Origin of the sequence: Sphingorhabdus sp., from assembly GCF_044239005.1 — a bacterium.
GTDB lineage: Bacteria > Pseudomonadota > Alphaproteobacteria > Sphingomonadales > Sphingomonadaceae > Sphingorhabdus_B.
On sequence record NZ_JBIICH010000050.1, the window covers coordinates 1 to 14,852 of the forward strand.

Here is a 14,852-nt window from a genome sequence, read left to right on the forward strand (position 1 = left end):
AAAGTTCGCCTAATGCGCTGTTCAAGATTTTCAGGCCGCTCCGTAAGGGGCGGCCCTTATTATTGGAGCAAAAGACATGGCCACCCCTTTGATGCCACATGCGACTGCCGCTTGGTTGGTCGACAATACTGGTTTGAGCTTCTCGCAAATTGCCGAGTTCTGCGGCATCCATATTCTTGAAGTTCAGGCCATGGCCGATGACATGACTGGCTCGAAATACACCGGTCGCGATCCTGTGCACGCTGGCGAATTGTCGATGGACGAAATCGAAAAGGGTCAGGCAGATGAAGACTATGTCCTTCAAATGTCCAAGGGCCCAGATCAGGTGCGCCGCACAAAGGGGCCGCGCTATACGCCCGTCTCAAAGCGTCAGGATAAGCCAGACGGCATCGCATGGTTGTTGCGCAACCATCCGGAAATTTCCGATGGCGCGATCTGCAAGTTGATCGGAACGACGCGCAACACGATTGCCGCCATTCGCGATCGCAGCCATTGGAACATTGCTGAAATCCAGCCAAAGGATCCCGTAACGCTTGGTCTGACTTCGCAACGCGAGCTCGATGCCATCGTTAATCGCGCCGCCAAGAAGGCAGGCATTGATAACACTGCTGCAAATGACGCGCGTCTTGGCACGGATCGTGACGCGCTGATCCAAGAATTGCGCGCAGAACGTACCGAAGCGGCGCGCCGCGCGGAAGCTGCTCTCAACGGTGAAGTAGAACCGACTGAAAAGGCAGAGCTGACCGCCGATACTTTGTTCAAAAAAGCGGGCGAATAAGGACGACGTCGTCATTGCCTTAATCGCTTGATTAAGGCACGGATGGGCTATGGCTACCAAAGCAACCCCTGATTATGACGCGTCGCTTGCCGACCACGGACTTGAAGCAAAAGAGTTTAAGGGGCTAACATACCCCTTGGGCGATCATGCCCCCGCTTATGGCGAAATCTACCCTATCGCGCCGGACATTGGTTGGACGCGCATGCCCGTGCCCGGCAATCTGGCCCATATCAACCTGTGGTTATTGGACGAGGGCGATGCTGGCTATGCGCTCGTCGATACCGGTCTTTTCATGCCGCCGACCATTGAACAGTGGAAAGCGATGTTCGCAGGCAATTTGGCCGACCGCGAACTTAAGCGGATTTTCGTAACCCATTTCCACCCCGACCATGTTGGCTGCGCGGGATGGCTTTCCAACAAGTTCAAAGTTCCTGTCTGGATGAACCGGACCGAATGGTTGATGGCACGGATGCTGATCGCTGATCAGGCAGACCAACCGCCCGAAGATGTACTGAACAACCGGCGTTTTGCAGGTTTTGACGAAGAACGCATCGACGCGGTGCGTAAGCGCGGTTGGGGCGGATTTGCGCGTGCTGTGTCGCGGCTACCCACGGGACATGTCCGCATGGACGACGGGCAAGTTATCCGCGTCGGGCAGCGGGATTGGACCGTGATGACAGGCGGCGGACACACACCCGAACATGCCTGCCTTGTCGATTTCAACAATGGCATGATCATCGCGGGTGACCAGATTTTGCCGCGTATCACCTCCAATGTTTCCGTCATGGACAGTGAGCCCAATGCTGACCCGTTGGGTGAGTGGCTGGATTCCATTGCAAAGTTTCGTGACGCGCTGCCTGCGGATATGCTCGTCCTGCCAGCGCATGGTGAACCATTTACTGGGGTGCATGTCCGGTTGGAAAAGCTGGCGTCCGGCCACCATGAACGGCTCGACAAGTTGGAAGCTGCCCTGCGACACACAGAAATGCGCGCGGTCGATACATTTGCATTGCTGTTCGACCGGGAAATTGATGAAACGGTTTACGGTTTGGCCACGGGTGAGGCGCAGGCGCATTTGCGCTACCTGCACTTTGCCGGTCGGATAAAATGTGAAATCCGCGATGGTGTTGGATGGTATCACGCGGCATAAAGGGCGCATGACCCAAAATATCTGGAACAGTCGTTACCTGCATCCTGTCAAATGGGACCAACATTTTGCGCCGTTGGCCTTGCACGATATGTTTTTCCAGTCCGCCGAACGGATGGGCCGTGCGGCAATCGCCGATTTCATGGGCCGTAAATATAGCTACGCCAATATGGCGGACACCGTCCGTCGCGTGGCGCGTGGTCTTCAGGATAAAGGTATTGGCCAGGGGGACCATGTCGGTCTCTTTCTGCCGAATGTCCCGCATTATATCGCGGCTTATTATGGCGCGCTTGCTGCGGGGGCGACCGTGGTTAACTTTTCGCCCTTATACACCGTTGATGAACTGGCGCATCAGGTGGCGGACAGCGGTACGTCGATCTTGTTCACCGTGTCAGCTGCGGCATTGCTGCCAACCGCTATCAAGGTTCTGGACAACAGCAGCCTGAAGGAACTGATCGTCGGCAGCGTCGCCGAAGCATTACCCAAGGCGAAAAGCTGGGCATACCGGTTGTTGAAACGCAATGATGTTGCCGCGATACCTGACGACAGCAGAATTACGCATTATGCGACGCTGATCGCAAATGATGGCGATTATGCTGTCCAGCCTTGCACACCAGAACAAGACATTGCGCAGCTTCAATATACTGGCGGCACGACAGGTACGCCAAAGGGTGCGATGCTCAGCCACCAGAATATAACGGCGAACGCACGGCAGATTAACATGCTGGATCCGCACAGCGCGGTGAACCAGCCTAATGGCGCTGCAGATGACCGGATTCTGGGTGTGCTGCCGTTTTTCCACGTATTTGCCAATGCAACGGTGCTTAATCGTACCGTCGCCAATGGCGGGGAAATTGTGATGCTGCCACGTTTCGAGGCGCGCGCTGCGTTGGCGGCCATTAACCGCACGAAGGTGACATCATTGCCCGGCGTGCCGACAATGTATCAAGCATTACTCGATTGCCCGGATATTGCAAAGACCGATTTCACCAACTTGCGCGCTTGTATCTCGGGTGGCGCACCTTTGGCGGCGGAACTGAAAGAACGATTTGAGAAGGTAACCGGTGCAGTCGTGATTGAAGGTTACGGGCTGACCGAAAGCTCAGGCGTTGTGTCGTGCAATCCTTACGAAGGTATCAACAAGATCGGCAGCATTGGCCAACCCGTACCCGGCACCGATGTGAAATTGGTCGACAAGGAAGACCCGAGCAAGCCAGCGCCAGACGGCGAACCGGGCGAATTGGTGTTTTCAGGTCCGCAGACGATGTGCGGATATTGGAACCGCAAAGATGCGGATGCCGAGGTATTTCTGGGCAAATATTTGCGTACAGGCGACGTTGCGACCATCGACGAAGACGGCTTCATCCACATCGTTGACCGGTTGAAAGACATGATCGCGGTGGGCGGCTTCAAGGTGTTCCCAAGTCAGGTCGAAGACATCCTCTACAAGCATCCTGCCGTCAAAGAGGCGTTAGTTATCGGCGTGCCGGATGCGTATCTTGGGGAAGTGCCGCGCGCATTTGTGACGTTGCACGATGGCGCTACGCAAGATGGTGCCGAACTGACGGTATGGCTGAACCCGCGTCTTGGAAAGCATGAACGCGTTCAAGGCGTCACCATCCTCGACGTCCTGCCAAAAACCATGATCGGAAAGCTCGACCGCAAGGCGTTGCGTTCCGCGGTCGGGTCCTAAGCATTCGGTTGCATGGTGGCCGACACCGGAGAGATACGCAAAATCATCCATGTCGATATGGATGCGTTCTACGCCAGCGTAGAGCAGCGCGATAATCCGGAACTGCGCGGTAAACCGGTCGCTGTCGGAGGATCGTCCAAACGCGGCGTTGTGGCGGCGGCAAGCTATGAAGCACGGGCATATGGTGTGCGGTCTGCCATGCCTTCGGTGACCGCATTGCGGCAATGTCCGGACCTGATTTTCGTGAAGCCGCGGTTCGAAGCGTACAAGGCCGTGTCGCGCCAAATTCGCGAGATATTTGCCCGGCACACCGATGAAATCCAACCTTTATCGCTCGATGAGGCATATCTTGACGTTACGCACGACAAGCAGGGCATTGGTTCGGCCGTTAAGATTGCCAAAGCCATTCGCGCGGCCATTCGCGAAGAAACCGGACTGACGGCAAGCGCTGGTGTGAGCTACAACAAATTTATCGCAAAACTGGCAAGTGACCAGAATAAACCTGATGGCATGTGCGTGATATTGCCCGAACAGGGACCGGAATTTGTCGCAAGCTTACCGGTGCGGCGGTTCCACGGTGTGGGGCCACGCACGGCTGAAAAAATGGCCAAGCTGGGCGTGCACACGGGTGCAGATCTTGCCCAAAAGGACGAGATTTGGCTGTCGCAGCATTTTGGCAGTTGGGGCGCTTATCTGTTTCATGCGGCGCGCGGGATCGACAACCGCCCCGTCAACGCCAATGCGGTGCGTAAATCCATTGGCGCTGAAAGCACCTATTTCGAAGATAAACGCAGCGAGGATGAGTTGCGCGAAGCGTTAGACGATATTGTCGAGATCGTTTGGGATCGCATTGACCGCAATCAGGCTCAAGGAAAGACACTGGTCTTAAAGGCGCGCTATTCCGATTTTCGCACCGTCACACGGTCGCGGACGGTTGGGCACATATTATCTGACCGTTCGGCAATCGCGACGCTGGGGCATGCGCTGTTGGACCAGATTTTGCCCGCCGAAATGGGCGTTCGCCTGCTTGGGCTGACGTTGTCGGGACTTGTTGATCAAAATGACGTTGCCGCAGGACCAACAATGCAAAGACAGTTTACATTTGATCACGTTGAAAAATGAAACAATCGGCGTTATATCAGAAAACTGTTATGCAGATATAATACAGGAAGCAGAATGGCGCGGCCACAAACTGATATAGAAGCTGGCAGAACTGCGTTGCTTGAGGTTGTCGATGACCTAGTTCGTAAACGCGGGTCAGTCGACATTTCCATGACCGATTTGGCCGCGGCGGCGGGCATGTCGCCGTCAAATCTGTATCGCTTTTTCGACAATAAGGAAGCGTTGTTAGAGGCTGTGGCCGAGCGTTTCTTCGCGGAAAAAATCCGCGTCATGGTCGAAGTAACCGAGTCCGACTTGCCGGTTCGCGACAAAATGTATCAATATTTCGCCCGGCGCTATTTGGCCTCTGTCGAGCAGTATGAGGCCGAGCCCGAGCTGTTAAAAAGCTATCTGGAAATTGGTCAGCAACATTTCGAAGTGGTGCGCGGGTACGTGGACCTTGGCGACCATTATCTTGCGATCATCGTGGCCGAAGCAATGGATCAAGGCTATTTCCAAGGCCTGTCTATTGATGAGGCGGTGTCGCTCATCAACCAAATGCTACATTGCTATACAAACCCCGACATGCTCTTTTACATCGGGACAACGAAGCTGAGCGTCGCGAAGCTGGCCATGATCGTGGATGCAGTTTTTCAAGGGCTAGGTAAAAAAATGACGACCCATTCAGCCGCTGGATCGCACATTAAAATAGTGTCTTAGGCGCTTTTATGCGCACTTAAGTTATTCGCTTTTACAACACGCTCTCTCTGATTTAAGCAGGTGATTAAATCAGGGGAGAGAATGAATATGCGGGTCGAGAACGCCGTGTTTCCAGGCAAGGAGCAAATCACGTCCTTTTTCGGAGGGCCTGAAAATGGCCCCTTTGTGATGGTCAACCTTCTGAAATTTAAAGAGACCGCAGAATATGCCGATGGCAGCGACGCTGACCTTAGTGGCGCTAAGGCGTATGCCCGTTATGGCAAGGGTATTCAGGCATGTCTCGCCGCCGTCGATGGCAAGCAGATTTATGCAGGGCCTGTAACTGGCCTGATGATTGGCGAGGTTGAAGAACTTTGGGACATGGTTGCGCTGGTCGAATATCCGTCGCTGGCGGCTATGCAGAAAATGATGTCCTCCCCGGAATATCGGGCGATTGAAGTTCATCGCAAAGCTGGCCTCGCCGGCCAACTCAACATCCGCACAACCCAGATTGGACGCTGACATTATGAAACCGATTAAAAACCGCATCACCGAATTGCTTGGCGTTGAATATCCGATCATTCAGGCCCCCATGGGCTGGATCGCGCGGGCGCAACTGGCTTCGGCCGTTTCAAATGCCGGTGGACTTGGGATCATTGAAACGTCCTCCGGCCAATTGGAGGAAGTGCGCGCAGAGATTATCAAGATGCGCGAGCTGACGGACAAGCCCTTTGGCGTGAACATTGCGCAAGCCTTTGTCCGTGATCCCGGCATCGTAGATTTCGTCGTCGATCAGGGCGTCAAATTCGTCACCACGTCGGCGGGCGACCCGAACAAATATTGCGGTCCGCTAAAGGCTGCGGGGCTAACCGTATTTCACGTTGTGCCGACTTTGGCTGGCGCGTTGAAGGCGATTGAGGCCGGTGTCGATGGCCTGGTCGTCGAAGGCGGCGAGGGCGGCGGGTTTAAAAATCCCAAAGATGTTGCGCTCATGGTCCTGCTGCCGCTCATCCGGAGCAAGGTTGACGTACCGATCGTCGCGGCTGGCGGTATGGTCTGCGGACGGACGATGGCGGCGGCTTTTGCGCTTGGCGCAGAAGCGGTGCAAATGGGCACGCGGATGGTTAGCGCGGCGGAATCCCCAGTTCATCAAAACTGGAAAGACGCGATCATCAATGCCAAGGAAACCGACACGCTGTTCCTGAACCGCCATGGCCCGGGCCCTGCGTTGCGGGCGCTGCGAACCGACCGGACCGAAAAGCTGGATGTGACGCCTTCGGACAATATCATGGGTGAAATGCGCGGCGTGCTCGATTTGTATTTTGGCGGTGACATGGAGGCTGCGATCGCGCTGTCGGGACAAGTTGCTGGACGCATTGATACGGTGAAGCCTTCGAAACAAATCATCGATGAAGTCATGGAAGAATTCCACGACGTTATGAATAATATGCGCAACGACTATTTGTAGGAGCCGCTTTGGACCCTGTCCTTGAAGAATTTCTGAGCGATCCCGCGGCGGATGTTTCTGCGCTGCACGATGTTGCGCGGATTAAGGAAATTCTGGAGCAATGCGCACGCGATGGTCGGGCAATCAGCTATTCTGAGTTGCTGCTGAACCTTGGTTTCCGGTTTACACGGCCAAAGATGCGCGCGGTCTGCAAGACGTTGGATAAAATTGACCAGATGACGCTTGCCGAAGGCCGGCCCGCGCTTGCCGTGCTCGTGGTGCGCGAAGGCGACGGCCTGCCGGGGCAAGGGTGGTGGACCGGGCGCACCGACTATCACGGTGAATGGACTGGACCACAGGCGCAAGCGCATATCCGGCAGTTACAGGACGGCATATTCGCATATTGGCAAGGGCAACCCGTTTGAGCGACGATATCGCCCTTTTGGTTACGGCCTTTGCGCGGCGGGTGTTCGGAGGAACTGCGGACGTTGAAAGCCTTGTCCGGCTGACAGGCGGCGCGAACATGGAAAGCTGGTCGTTTGATTATGCAGGGCAGGGATATGTGCTGCGGCGGTCACCATCCGCGGACATGATGGCAGGGCGAACCTATGGCCATGACGTGGAGGCAGCTGTCGTTCGTGCGGCCTTTGTGGCGGGCGTGAAGGCGCCAGAAATAATGGGTGAGGTAAGCGAGGCGGATAATCTCGGAACGGGCTATGTGATGCGCCGAGTGGAGGCAGAGGTTAACCCGGCAAAAATCTTGCCGAACGCTCCGCCGGGATTGTTGCATGATTTTGCACGCGAACTGGCTGCAATTCATGCGGTGCGGTCTGACACGCTGCCGCAGTTGCCTGAAACCAGCGCGGAGAGCTTGCTGGCCGAGTTGCGGGGACGGTTCATCACCTTTGGTGGCGATCGCCCGGTGATGGCGCTCGCGTTTAAATGGCTTGAGGACCATTTGCCTTCGCCGGTTCCCGCTGTCTTGCTTCACGGCGATTTTCGCATGGGCAATATCATGGTCGATGCCAATGGACTCGCCGCTGTTCTCGACTGGGAATTGGCGCATCTCGGGGATCGGCATCAGGATCTCGCCTTTGGCTGCATTAACAGCTGGCGGTTCGGATATATTGACCGGCCCGCATTTGGCATTGGCCCGTTGGACGAATTTTTTGCCGCCTATGACAGCGTGAGCGGTACATCGGTCGAACCAGAACGCTTCCGTTGGTGGCTTATCTATTCGACATTGTGGTGGGGCGTCTGCTGCCTGCAAATGGCCGATATCTGGCGCAGTGGTCTCGACGAAGGCTTAGAGCGTGCCGTGATTGGACGGCGGACTTCGGAAACCGAAATTGATTTGCTGATGCTATTGGAAGACGATGCACCGGAAGCCGAACGTGGCCCCATTACGCTGCCGTCGCCTGCAGCGCCTCGGCGGCTCGGAGAACCATCCGCAACAGAAATGCTGGAGGCGCTCGCGCGTTGGATTGAGACTGATATCAAACCACAGGCGAAAGGACGTGACCGTTTCATGGCCGCCGTCGCGGTGAACGCACTGGGCATGTTGCAGCGCGAAGCGACTGCGCCATTGAATGTGCATGATAAGTCGCTTTCCGATGCATTATTGGCGGGTGGACAATCGCTCAATACCCCGGGGCTGCTGGCGCAGTTAAAAGCACAATCGCTCGCCAAACTTGCGGCCGATCAACCCAAATATTCAGGCTTGGCCGCGGCCAGAAAAAAATGGACAATCTAATGCTCTTCGAAATTCCCACAGAGATTACCGACTATCTAGCCGAACTTGATGCGTTCATTGATCGGGAGATTAAACCGATTGAAGCGCGCGACGACAATATACGTTTTTTTGATCATCGCCGCGAAAATGCGCGGACCGATTGGGATAATGACGGGCATCCGCGTGCCGATTGGTGGGCATTGCTTGCCGAAATGCGGCAGGTGGCGGACAAGGCTGGGCACTACCGCTTTGCGATCCCGGAAGAATTTGGCGGGAAAAATGGCTCCAATCTGGCGATGGCGGTCATCCGGCATCATCTGGCCCATAAGGGGTTAGGGCTGCATAACGACCTGCAGAACGAAAGCAGCATTGTCGGCAATCTCGTGCAGGTTTTGATGCTGCGTGATTTTGGAACGCCGCAGCAAAAGGCCGCGTTTATTCCGCCGATGCTCGAGGGCAAAATGGGCTGGAGCTTCGGCCTGACCGAAGAAGATCATGGTTCTGACGCGACGCATATGGATACGCGCGCCGTGCCCGAAATGCGTGACGGCGTTGCAGGCTATCGCATCAATGGAAACAAGATGTGGACGACCGGGCTGCCCTATACATCGCATGTGATGACCTTTGCGCGCACGAGCGGTGATGATGGCAAAGCGCGCGGCATTACCTGCTTTGTTGTGCCAACGGACGCGCCGGGATTTGAAATCGGCGAATATATGTGGACGTTCAATATGCCCACCGACCACCCGAAGGTTAAATATACCGATGTCTGGGTGCCGGAAAGCGCCATCCTTGGGGACTTGGACAACGGCCTAGCTGTTGCGCAGCATTTTGTGCACGAGAACCGTATTCGCCAAGCCGCAAGTTCGCTCGGTGCGGCCCAATATTGCATTGATGAAGCGGTGAAGTACGCACGTGAGCGTAAGCCATTTGGCAAACCGCTTGCGGTAAATCAGGCCATTCAGTTCCCCTTGGTCGAACTGCAAACCGACGCGGAGATGCTGCGCCTGTTAATTTACAAAACCGCCGCCGAAATGGACAGCATGACCAAGCCTGAAGTCGCGGTGCGGTTATCGGACAAAGTCAGCATGTGTAATTACAAGGCAAACCGGTTGGTGTGCAACGCGGCGGATTTCGCGATGCAAGTACATGGCGGGATTGGCTATTCACGGCATAAACCGTTCGAGCATATTTACCGACACCATCGGCGCTACCGCATTACCGAAGGTGCAGAGGAGATACAGATGCGCAAAGTGGCGGGACATTTGTTCGGATTTATGGGGTGATGGTTATGCAGCAGGCAACGGACTTTTTGGAAGAGAGCAGAGCATTGGCAGGGCTTCTTGCTGCACTGTCCGATTCTGATTTCGAAACGCAGACGCAGTTTAAGGGATGGACGATCAACAACATCATCCGGCATTTGCATGTCTGGAATATTGCGGTGGATCTGTCGTTGCAGGATGAGGCGGCATTTGGTGCATTTGTCACTGCCATGATGGAGGGCGTCCGGGGCGGAAAACTACCTGCTTTTGAGGCGTCCTATTTGGACGGACTCTCTGGACAGGCTTTGCTCCATGCGTGGCTGGAACGGACAGAGGCCGTTGCTGCGGCTTTTGCCGAGGCCGATCCGAAACTGCGGCTGAAATGGGTCGGGCCGGATATGAGCGCGTTAAGTTCCATAACCGCGCGTCTCATGGAAACATGGGCGCACGCACAGGCGGTTTATGATGTTTTGGGTGTCGCGCGTCAGGATACGGACCGCATCGGCAATATCGTCCGGTTGGGCGTCAATACATGGGGCTTTACGTGGAAAAACCGGCGCCAAGAACCGCCGGGGCCAATGCCGCAGATCCGTCTGACTGCGCCGTCAGGAGCGATGTGGGAATATGGCGAGGCGTCGGACAGTGGTATCATTACGGGCGGCGCCTCCGAATTTTGTCAGGTTGTGACGCAATGCCGCAACATTGCCGATACGTCGCTTGCAGTCACTGGCAAAGTCGCGCATCAGTGGATGGCAGTTGCACAATGTTTTGCCGGGCCACCGCAAGATCCGCCGCCAGCGGGATTGCGTTGCAAGGCTAATAGGGGAGTTTGATCGAATGAAGATATTTGCTGTTGTTTCACTGAGTGCAGCTTTGCTGGCAAGCTCTCCCCTTGCGGCCCAGACGGTTGAACAAGTCACCGTCGTCCATGCCGGGCAATTGCTCGACAAGCCTGGAACGCCGCCGCGCGGTCCATCCACTGTCATCATTCGCAATGGCAAGGTGGCCGAGATTTTGGCCGGACATCAGGCCGGACCAGCTGGCGCAAAGTTGATCGATTTGAAGGACAAGTTTGTGCTTCCCGGTTTGATCGACAGCCATGTGCATCTCGGTAGCGATGCGGGCGGCAATGCAGCGTTGATTGAGACTGTGACCGACAGTCCTGCCCGCGCTGCATACCGCACCGCCGAAAACGCAAAGAAAACGCTGATGGCGGGTTTCACCACCGTGCGCAATTTGGGCGATAGAAGCGGCGCGACACTGGCGCTTCGCGATGCCGTTGCCGCCGGTGAGCTACCGGGGCCACGGATCATCGATGCCGGGCGCTCTATTTCGACGACCAGCGGCCATATGGATGCCACGCTGTCGGTTTCGGAAGATCTGCATAACAGTATCGACCAAGACAATTTGTGCGATGGTGTTGAAAGCTGTCGTCAGGCTGTGCGTAAACAAATTCGGCGCGGCGTAGATGTCATCAAAATTGCGACAACAGGCGGCGTTAACAGTCGCATTGGCGCGGGCCTTGGCCGGCAATTATTTGATGATGAAGTTAAAGCATTGGTCGATACCGCACATTTATATGGCAAGAAAATTGCTGTGCACGCGCATGGTGATGATGGTGTTAATGCAGCACTTGCCGTTGGTGCAGACTCTATCGAACATGGGACGATGCTGACCGATGCGACCATCAAATTGTTCAAAACGGCGGGCGCATATTATGTCCCGACGCTATCAACCGTGAATGGGTACCTTGAACGGCTTGCCGCGAACCCCAATGCCTATCCGCCAGACGTTTTGGCAAAGGTTCAATGGCGCATTGGCGTTACGGGCAAAAGTCTTGAAAAGGCCTATCCTGCCGGCGTGAAAATTGCGTTCGGGACAGATGCTGGTGTCTCAAAACATGGAAAGAACGCTGACGAGTTCGAGCTGATGGTCAAGCATGGCATGCCCGCCAGCGCGGCCATTCAGGCTGCGACGATGAACGCGGCAACTTTGTTAGGCGTGGAGAAGGAAGTGGGCAGCCTTGAACCTGGTAAAGCTGCCGATCTTATTGCCGTTACTGGTGATCCCACATCAGATGTCAACGTTTTGAAGGCGGTGAAGTTCGTGATGAAGGATGGCCGGGTATTTAAGGACGAATGATAATCCCGATCGCGGGATCTGCTTTGCCCTGAAATGTGTCGGTGAACGCGGGAATAGCACTGGTTATTCCCGTGCGTTCATCGATTTCCACAACACCGTCCACGGCGCCAAGGAAGCTTTTCCAGCTTGTGGCAACCGCTTCGCCAAAGCCTTTTGGACCAAGTTCCTGAATGGTGGCGACGGCGTGGTCGGGCGCGAAGAAAAGAATGGGCTTGGGGCCTGGCATTGCATCGCCATTGCCGCCCGGGCTGTTCGCGCCGCGTGCATCGACATGCGTTGCGCCGACGAGGCAGCTATATTTTAGATGCTCGCCAAGCGCGTCATGAATGCCGCGCAGCAATCCGCTGTTCCCGGCAAAATCAACGGCTACCGAGGCCGCAGCGGGCAAATTGCTAACGTCATCATAAGCGATCACTTCGTCATAGAGACCCGAATTGGCAACGAATGCGACATTGCCTTTTGATGTCAGGCCAATCCGCTTGATATGCGGCGACAAGTCCTTCGCAACGCTCGCGAGGCTCATGGATGTTTTCGACGACGCGCTGGTCATGACCAAATTCTGCGCGCCGAACCAATCTTCGCGGCGGAACATGGCTTCGATGAGGAAACCCGTTTTGAACAGTGGCCCAAATAGCATGCGCTCCGCCTCTTTGGCCGCATCATGCTCGGGGTCCGCGTTAATCCGGCTATACTGGTTGTAGATTGGGCTCATCGGTTGCCGGTGTGCGGCGGTGTCCGTGAAGCCGCCTGCGCTGACCTTTCCGGGAAGGACGTCGAGATGTGTTCCCATGGGAAGGTAACCGTACACACGCTCACCAACGGCGATTTCTGGGTGGCGGGATTCTGTGACCACCGCGTGCCCCCACATGGGAACGACGCCCCACGCGCCTTCCGCCGGAAAGAAGTTCCAGTACCCAAACATATCGCCAATGACGGCATAGGTGATGTTGTTTGCGGTTACCGAGAAGCTTTCGATTTTTAGCCGGAGTGCGCCATCCGCCAATGTGGGCAGGTCGGCATCATGGACCATATTTTCCGAAAGCTTCGCTTTGTTTACCCAAATTGTCTGCGCCATTACCGTTTCCCCAACACATCAATGTGATTCATGCTTTGACAATCACATTTCAGTGTGAAAATAGCGAATCATGTTTCGCTATTCTGCGAATGTTGGAGGTCATATGTCCACCCAGTTAATTGAAAAGCTTCGTAATCTCGTCAACGAAGGCGGCCTGTCCCGTTCGGGGCTTGCGCGCGCCGCGGGGCTTCATGCCAATACCTTGCGTGATCTGGATGACGCGGGCTGGAATCCAACGGCGGAAACACTGCGTAAGTTGGAAAGCTATTTATTTTCGAACGATGACACGCCTGCGCTCGTTCCGATCGAGGAAATCATCGAAGAAGCCCGCAATGGCCGCATGTATATTCTCGTTGACGATGAAGACCGCGAAAATGAAGGCGACCTTATCATTCCAGCGCAAATGGCAACGCCGGACGCGATCAACTTCATGGCGACCCATGGCCGTGGCCTGATCTGTCTTTCGATGACAAAGGCGCGCTGCGAGCAGCTTGGCCTGACGCCAATGGCGCGCGAAAACCGCGAAAGCATGCAGACTGCCTTTACGGTGTCGATAGAAGCCCGTGAGGGCGTCACGACCGGCATTAGCGCCGCTGACCGCGCGCGCACGATTTCGGTGGCTGTGGATGCCTCTATGGGGCCGGATGACATTGTTTCCCCGGGCCATGTTTTTCCACTGACCGCGCGCGATGGCGGTGTTCTCGTGCGGGCAGGGCATACCGAGGCTGCGGTGGACATCAGCCGTCTTGCCGGTCTCAATCCGTCGGGCGTGATCTGTGAGATCATGAAGGACGATGGCACCATGGCGCGGATGGATGACCTTGTCGCGTTTGCGCGCATGCACAATTTGAAAATGGGCACGATCCGTGACCTGATCGCCTATCGCCGCAAGCATGACCATCTGGTCGAAAAGCGCGCGGAGATGAAGTTTCAAAGCAAATGGGGCGGTGAATGGACCGCGATGACCTTTTACAACAAAGCCACTGGCGACGAGACAATGGCGCTGGTCAAAGGCCGTATTGATCCCGAACAGCCAACGCTTGTCCGTATGCACACCATGTCGATGTTTGTGGACGTGTTCGGCGAAGAGAACGAACGTTCCGGGCTTCTTTCGCGCTCGATGGAGGCCATCGCGGCTGAAGGCGCTGGCGTTATCGTCGTGATCAACAAGCCGATGAAGGGTATGGTTTCGCGTTTCATGCAGCTTCGTGCCGAAGGCAAGCAGGCCGGCGCGCCCGAAATCGAAGAGCTGCGCGATTATGGCGGTGGTGCGCAAATCCTCACCGAGTTGGGTGTGCACGACATGATATTGCTGACCAACACGCATCACACACTGGTTGGCCTTGAAGGCTATGGCCTTTCGATTGTAGGCGAGCGCGCGATCCCCGGCACCGGAGGCGAGTAATCGCGTGTCGGTCAGCGCCGGCCTTGCTCTGGCAGGGGTGTCCGCGTTTACAGCGGCCATGTCGCACGCTTATTTAAAGGCCGGTGAAGATAAGCTAGCGGTGCGTGTCTGGTCATCGTTGCTGTGTGCAGCCTTGGCCTTGCCCGTGGCGCTATGGGCTGGAAATTTGTCGCCTAATCTATGGCTTTTACTCGCGGGCTTTGCGCTGCTGAGTTTCATCAACCAGCTTACGATGGTTGTGTCATACGAAATCAGCGATTTCTCCCATGCTTATCCCGTCGCGCGCGGGGTGGTGCCGCTCGCAATGGCGATTTTGGGGGTTTTCTATCTCGGCGACACGCTGACCACCCTCGCAATTTTTGGTATTTTCT

The 14,852-nt window shown here is 55.6% G+C and carries 15 protein-coding genes; 14 read left to right on the top strand and 1 reads right to left on the bottom strand.

Features of this window, described 5'->3' with window-relative positions; genetic code table 11:
- The first annotated feature begins 76 nt into the window (after positions 1–76).
- The 12 genes from ACILQA_RS05615 to ACILQA_RS05670 all read left to right on the top strand — a co-directional run bounded on the left by ACILQA_RS05615 (position 77) and on the right by ACILQA_RS05670 (position 12,001).
- Positions 77–778, top strand: coding sequence for a DUF1013 domain-containing protein (locus tag ACILQA_RS05615; RefSeq protein ID WP_395628811.1), 702 nt, complete (start codon positions 77–79; stop codon positions 776–778).
- Positions 779–827: 49 nt separating this feature from the next.
- Positions 828–1,928, top strand: a complete 1,101-nt coding sequence (locus ACILQA_RS05620; protein WP_395628812.1) for an MBL fold metallo-hydrolase — start codon at positions 828–830, stop codon at positions 1,926–1,928.
- Between the two features lie 7 nt (positions 1,929–1,935).
- Positions 1,936–3,618: an AMP-binding protein gene (locus ACILQA_RS05625; RefSeq protein WP_395628813.1), complete on the top strand. Its 1,683-nt coding sequence runs from the start codon at positions 1,936–1,938 to the stop codon at positions 3,616–3,618.
- A gap of 12 nt (positions 3,619–3,630) precedes the next feature.
- Positions 3,631–4,740: a DNA polymerase IV gene (gene dinB / locus ACILQA_RS05630; RefSeq protein ID WP_395628814.1), complete on the top strand. Its 1,110-nt coding sequence runs from the start codon at positions 3,631–3,633 to the stop codon at positions 4,738–4,740.
- 54 nt (positions 4,741–4,794) lie between these two features.
- Positions 4,795–5,439, top strand: a complete 645-nt coding sequence (locus ACILQA_RS05635) for a TetR/AcrR family transcriptional regulator (protein ID WP_395628815.1) — start codon at positions 4,795–4,797, stop codon at positions 5,437–5,439.
- 87 nt (positions 5,440–5,526) lie between these two features.
- Positions 5,527–5,940 (top strand): DUF1330 domain-containing protein, encoded by a 414-nt coding sequence (locus tag ACILQA_RS05640; protein WP_395628816.1) that lies wholly within the window; start codon positions 5,527–5,529, stop codon positions 5,938–5,940.
- A 4-nt stretch (positions 5,941–5,944) separates the two neighbouring features.
- Complete coding sequence (locus ACILQA_RS05645; protein ID WP_395628817.1) at positions 5,945–6,886, top strand: NAD(P)H-dependent flavin oxidoreductase; 942 nt, start codon at positions 5,945–5,947, stop codon at positions 6,884–6,886.
- A gap of 8 nt (positions 6,887–6,894) precedes the next feature.
- Positions 6,895–7,290: a ribose-phosphate pyrophosphokinase gene (locus tag ACILQA_RS05650; protein WP_395628818.1), complete on the top strand. Its 396-nt coding sequence runs from the start codon at positions 6,895–6,897 to the stop codon at positions 7,288–7,290.
- Positions 7,287–8,618 carry a phosphotransferase family protein gene (locus ACILQA_RS05655; RefSeq protein ID WP_395628819.1) on the top strand — a complete coding sequence of 444 codons (1,332 nt, stop codon included), beginning with the start codon at positions 7,287–7,289 and terminating at the stop codon, positions 8,616–8,618. The genes ACILQA_RS05650 and ACILQA_RS05655 overlap by 4 nt, the downstream gene beginning before the upstream one ends.
- Positions 8,618–9,883, top strand: a complete 1,266-nt coding sequence (locus ACILQA_RS05660) for an acyl-CoA dehydrogenase family protein (RefSeq protein WP_395628820.1) — start codon at positions 8,618–8,620, stop codon at positions 9,881–9,883. The genes ACILQA_RS05655 and ACILQA_RS05660 overlap by 1 nt, the downstream gene beginning before the upstream one ends.
- 5 nt (positions 9,884–9,888) lie before the next feature.
- Positions 9,889–10,692, top strand: a complete 804-nt coding sequence (locus tag ACILQA_RS05665) for a TIGR03084 family metal-binding protein (protein WP_395628821.1) — start codon at positions 9,889–9,891, stop codon at positions 10,690–10,692.
- A 4-nt stretch (positions 10,693–10,696) separates the two neighbouring features.
- A complete protein-coding gene (locus ACILQA_RS05670; protein ID WP_395628822.1) occupies positions 10,697–12,001 on the top strand; it encodes an amidohydrolase family protein in 1,305 nt (434 codons plus the stop codon).
- Here ACILQA_RS05670 and ACILQA_RS05675 read toward each other — a convergent pair.
- On the bottom strand, positions 11,988–13,076 hold the full coding sequence (locus tag ACILQA_RS05675) for a DUF2855 family protein (RefSeq protein ID WP_395628823.1): 1,089 nt from the start codon (positions 13,074–13,076) through the stop codon (positions 11,988–11,990). The genes ACILQA_RS05670 and ACILQA_RS05675 overlap by 14 nt on opposite strands.
- 103 nt (positions 13,077–13,179) lie before the next feature.
- On the opposite strand from ACILQA_RS05675, the gene ribB reads away from it, so the two are divergent.
- Positions 13,180–14,481, top strand: a complete 1,302-nt coding sequence (gene ribB / locus ACILQA_RS05680) for a 3,4-dihydroxy-2-butanone-4-phosphate synthase (protein ID WP_395628824.1) — start codon at positions 13,180–13,182, stop codon at positions 14,479–14,481.
- 4 nt (positions 14,482–14,485) lie between these two features.
- Positions 14,486–14,852 (top strand): hypothetical protein (locus ACILQA_RS05685; RefSeq protein WP_395628825.1); only part of this gene is annotated, 367 nt, incomplete at its 3' end.

What these genes read in the sequence shown, in the direction of transcription:
- ACILQA_RS05635 (WP_395628815.1), top strand. Translation starts at nt 4,795, where the DNA reads ATGGCGCGGCCACAAACTGATATAGAAGCTGGCAGAACTGCGTTGCTT.
- ACILQA_RS05615 (WP_395628811.1), top strand. Translation starts at nt 77, where the DNA reads ATGGCCACCCCTTTGATGCCACATGCGACTGCCGCTTGGTTGGTCGAC.
- ACILQA_RS05640 (WP_395628816.1), top strand. Translation starts at nt 5,527, where the DNA reads ATGCGGGTCGAGAACGCCGTGTTTCCAGGCAAGGAGCAAATCACGTCC.
- dinB (WP_395628814.1), top strand. Translation starts at nt 3,631, where the DNA reads ATGGTGGCCGACACCGGAGAGATACGCAAAATCATCCATGTCGATATG.
- ACILQA_RS05645 (WP_395628817.1), top strand. Translation starts at nt 5,945, where the DNA reads ATGAAACCGATTAAAAACCGCATCACCGAATTGCTTGGCGTTGAATAT.
- ACILQA_RS05620 (WP_395628812.1), top strand. Translation starts at nt 828, where the DNA reads ATGGCTACCAAAGCAACCCCTGATTATGACGCGTCGCTTGCCGACCAC.
- ACILQA_RS05665 (WP_395628821.1), top strand. Translation starts at nt 9,889, where the DNA reads ATGCAGCAGGCAACGGACTTTTTGGAAGAGAGCAGAGCATTGGCAGGG.
- ACILQA_RS05670 (WP_395628822.1), top strand. Translation starts at nt 10,697, where the DNA reads ATGAAGATATTTGCTGTTGTTTCACTGAGTGCAGCTTTGCTGGCAAGC.
- ACILQA_RS05675 (WP_395628823.1), bottom strand. Translation starts at nt 13,076, where the DNA reads ATGGCGCAGACAATTTGGGTAAACAAAGCGAAGCTTTCGGAAAATATG.
- ACILQA_RS05625 (WP_395628813.1), top strand. Translation starts at nt 1,936, where the DNA reads ATGACCCAAAATATCTGGAACAGTCGTTACCTGCATCCTGTCAAATGG.
- ribB (WP_395628824.1), top strand. Translation starts at nt 13,180, where the DNA reads ATGTCCACCCAGTTAATTGAAAAGCTTCGTAATCTCGTCAACGAAGGC.
- ACILQA_RS05660 (WP_395628820.1), top strand. Translation starts at nt 8,618, where the DNA reads ATGCTCTTCGAAATTCCCACAGAGATTACCGACTATCTAGCCGAACTT.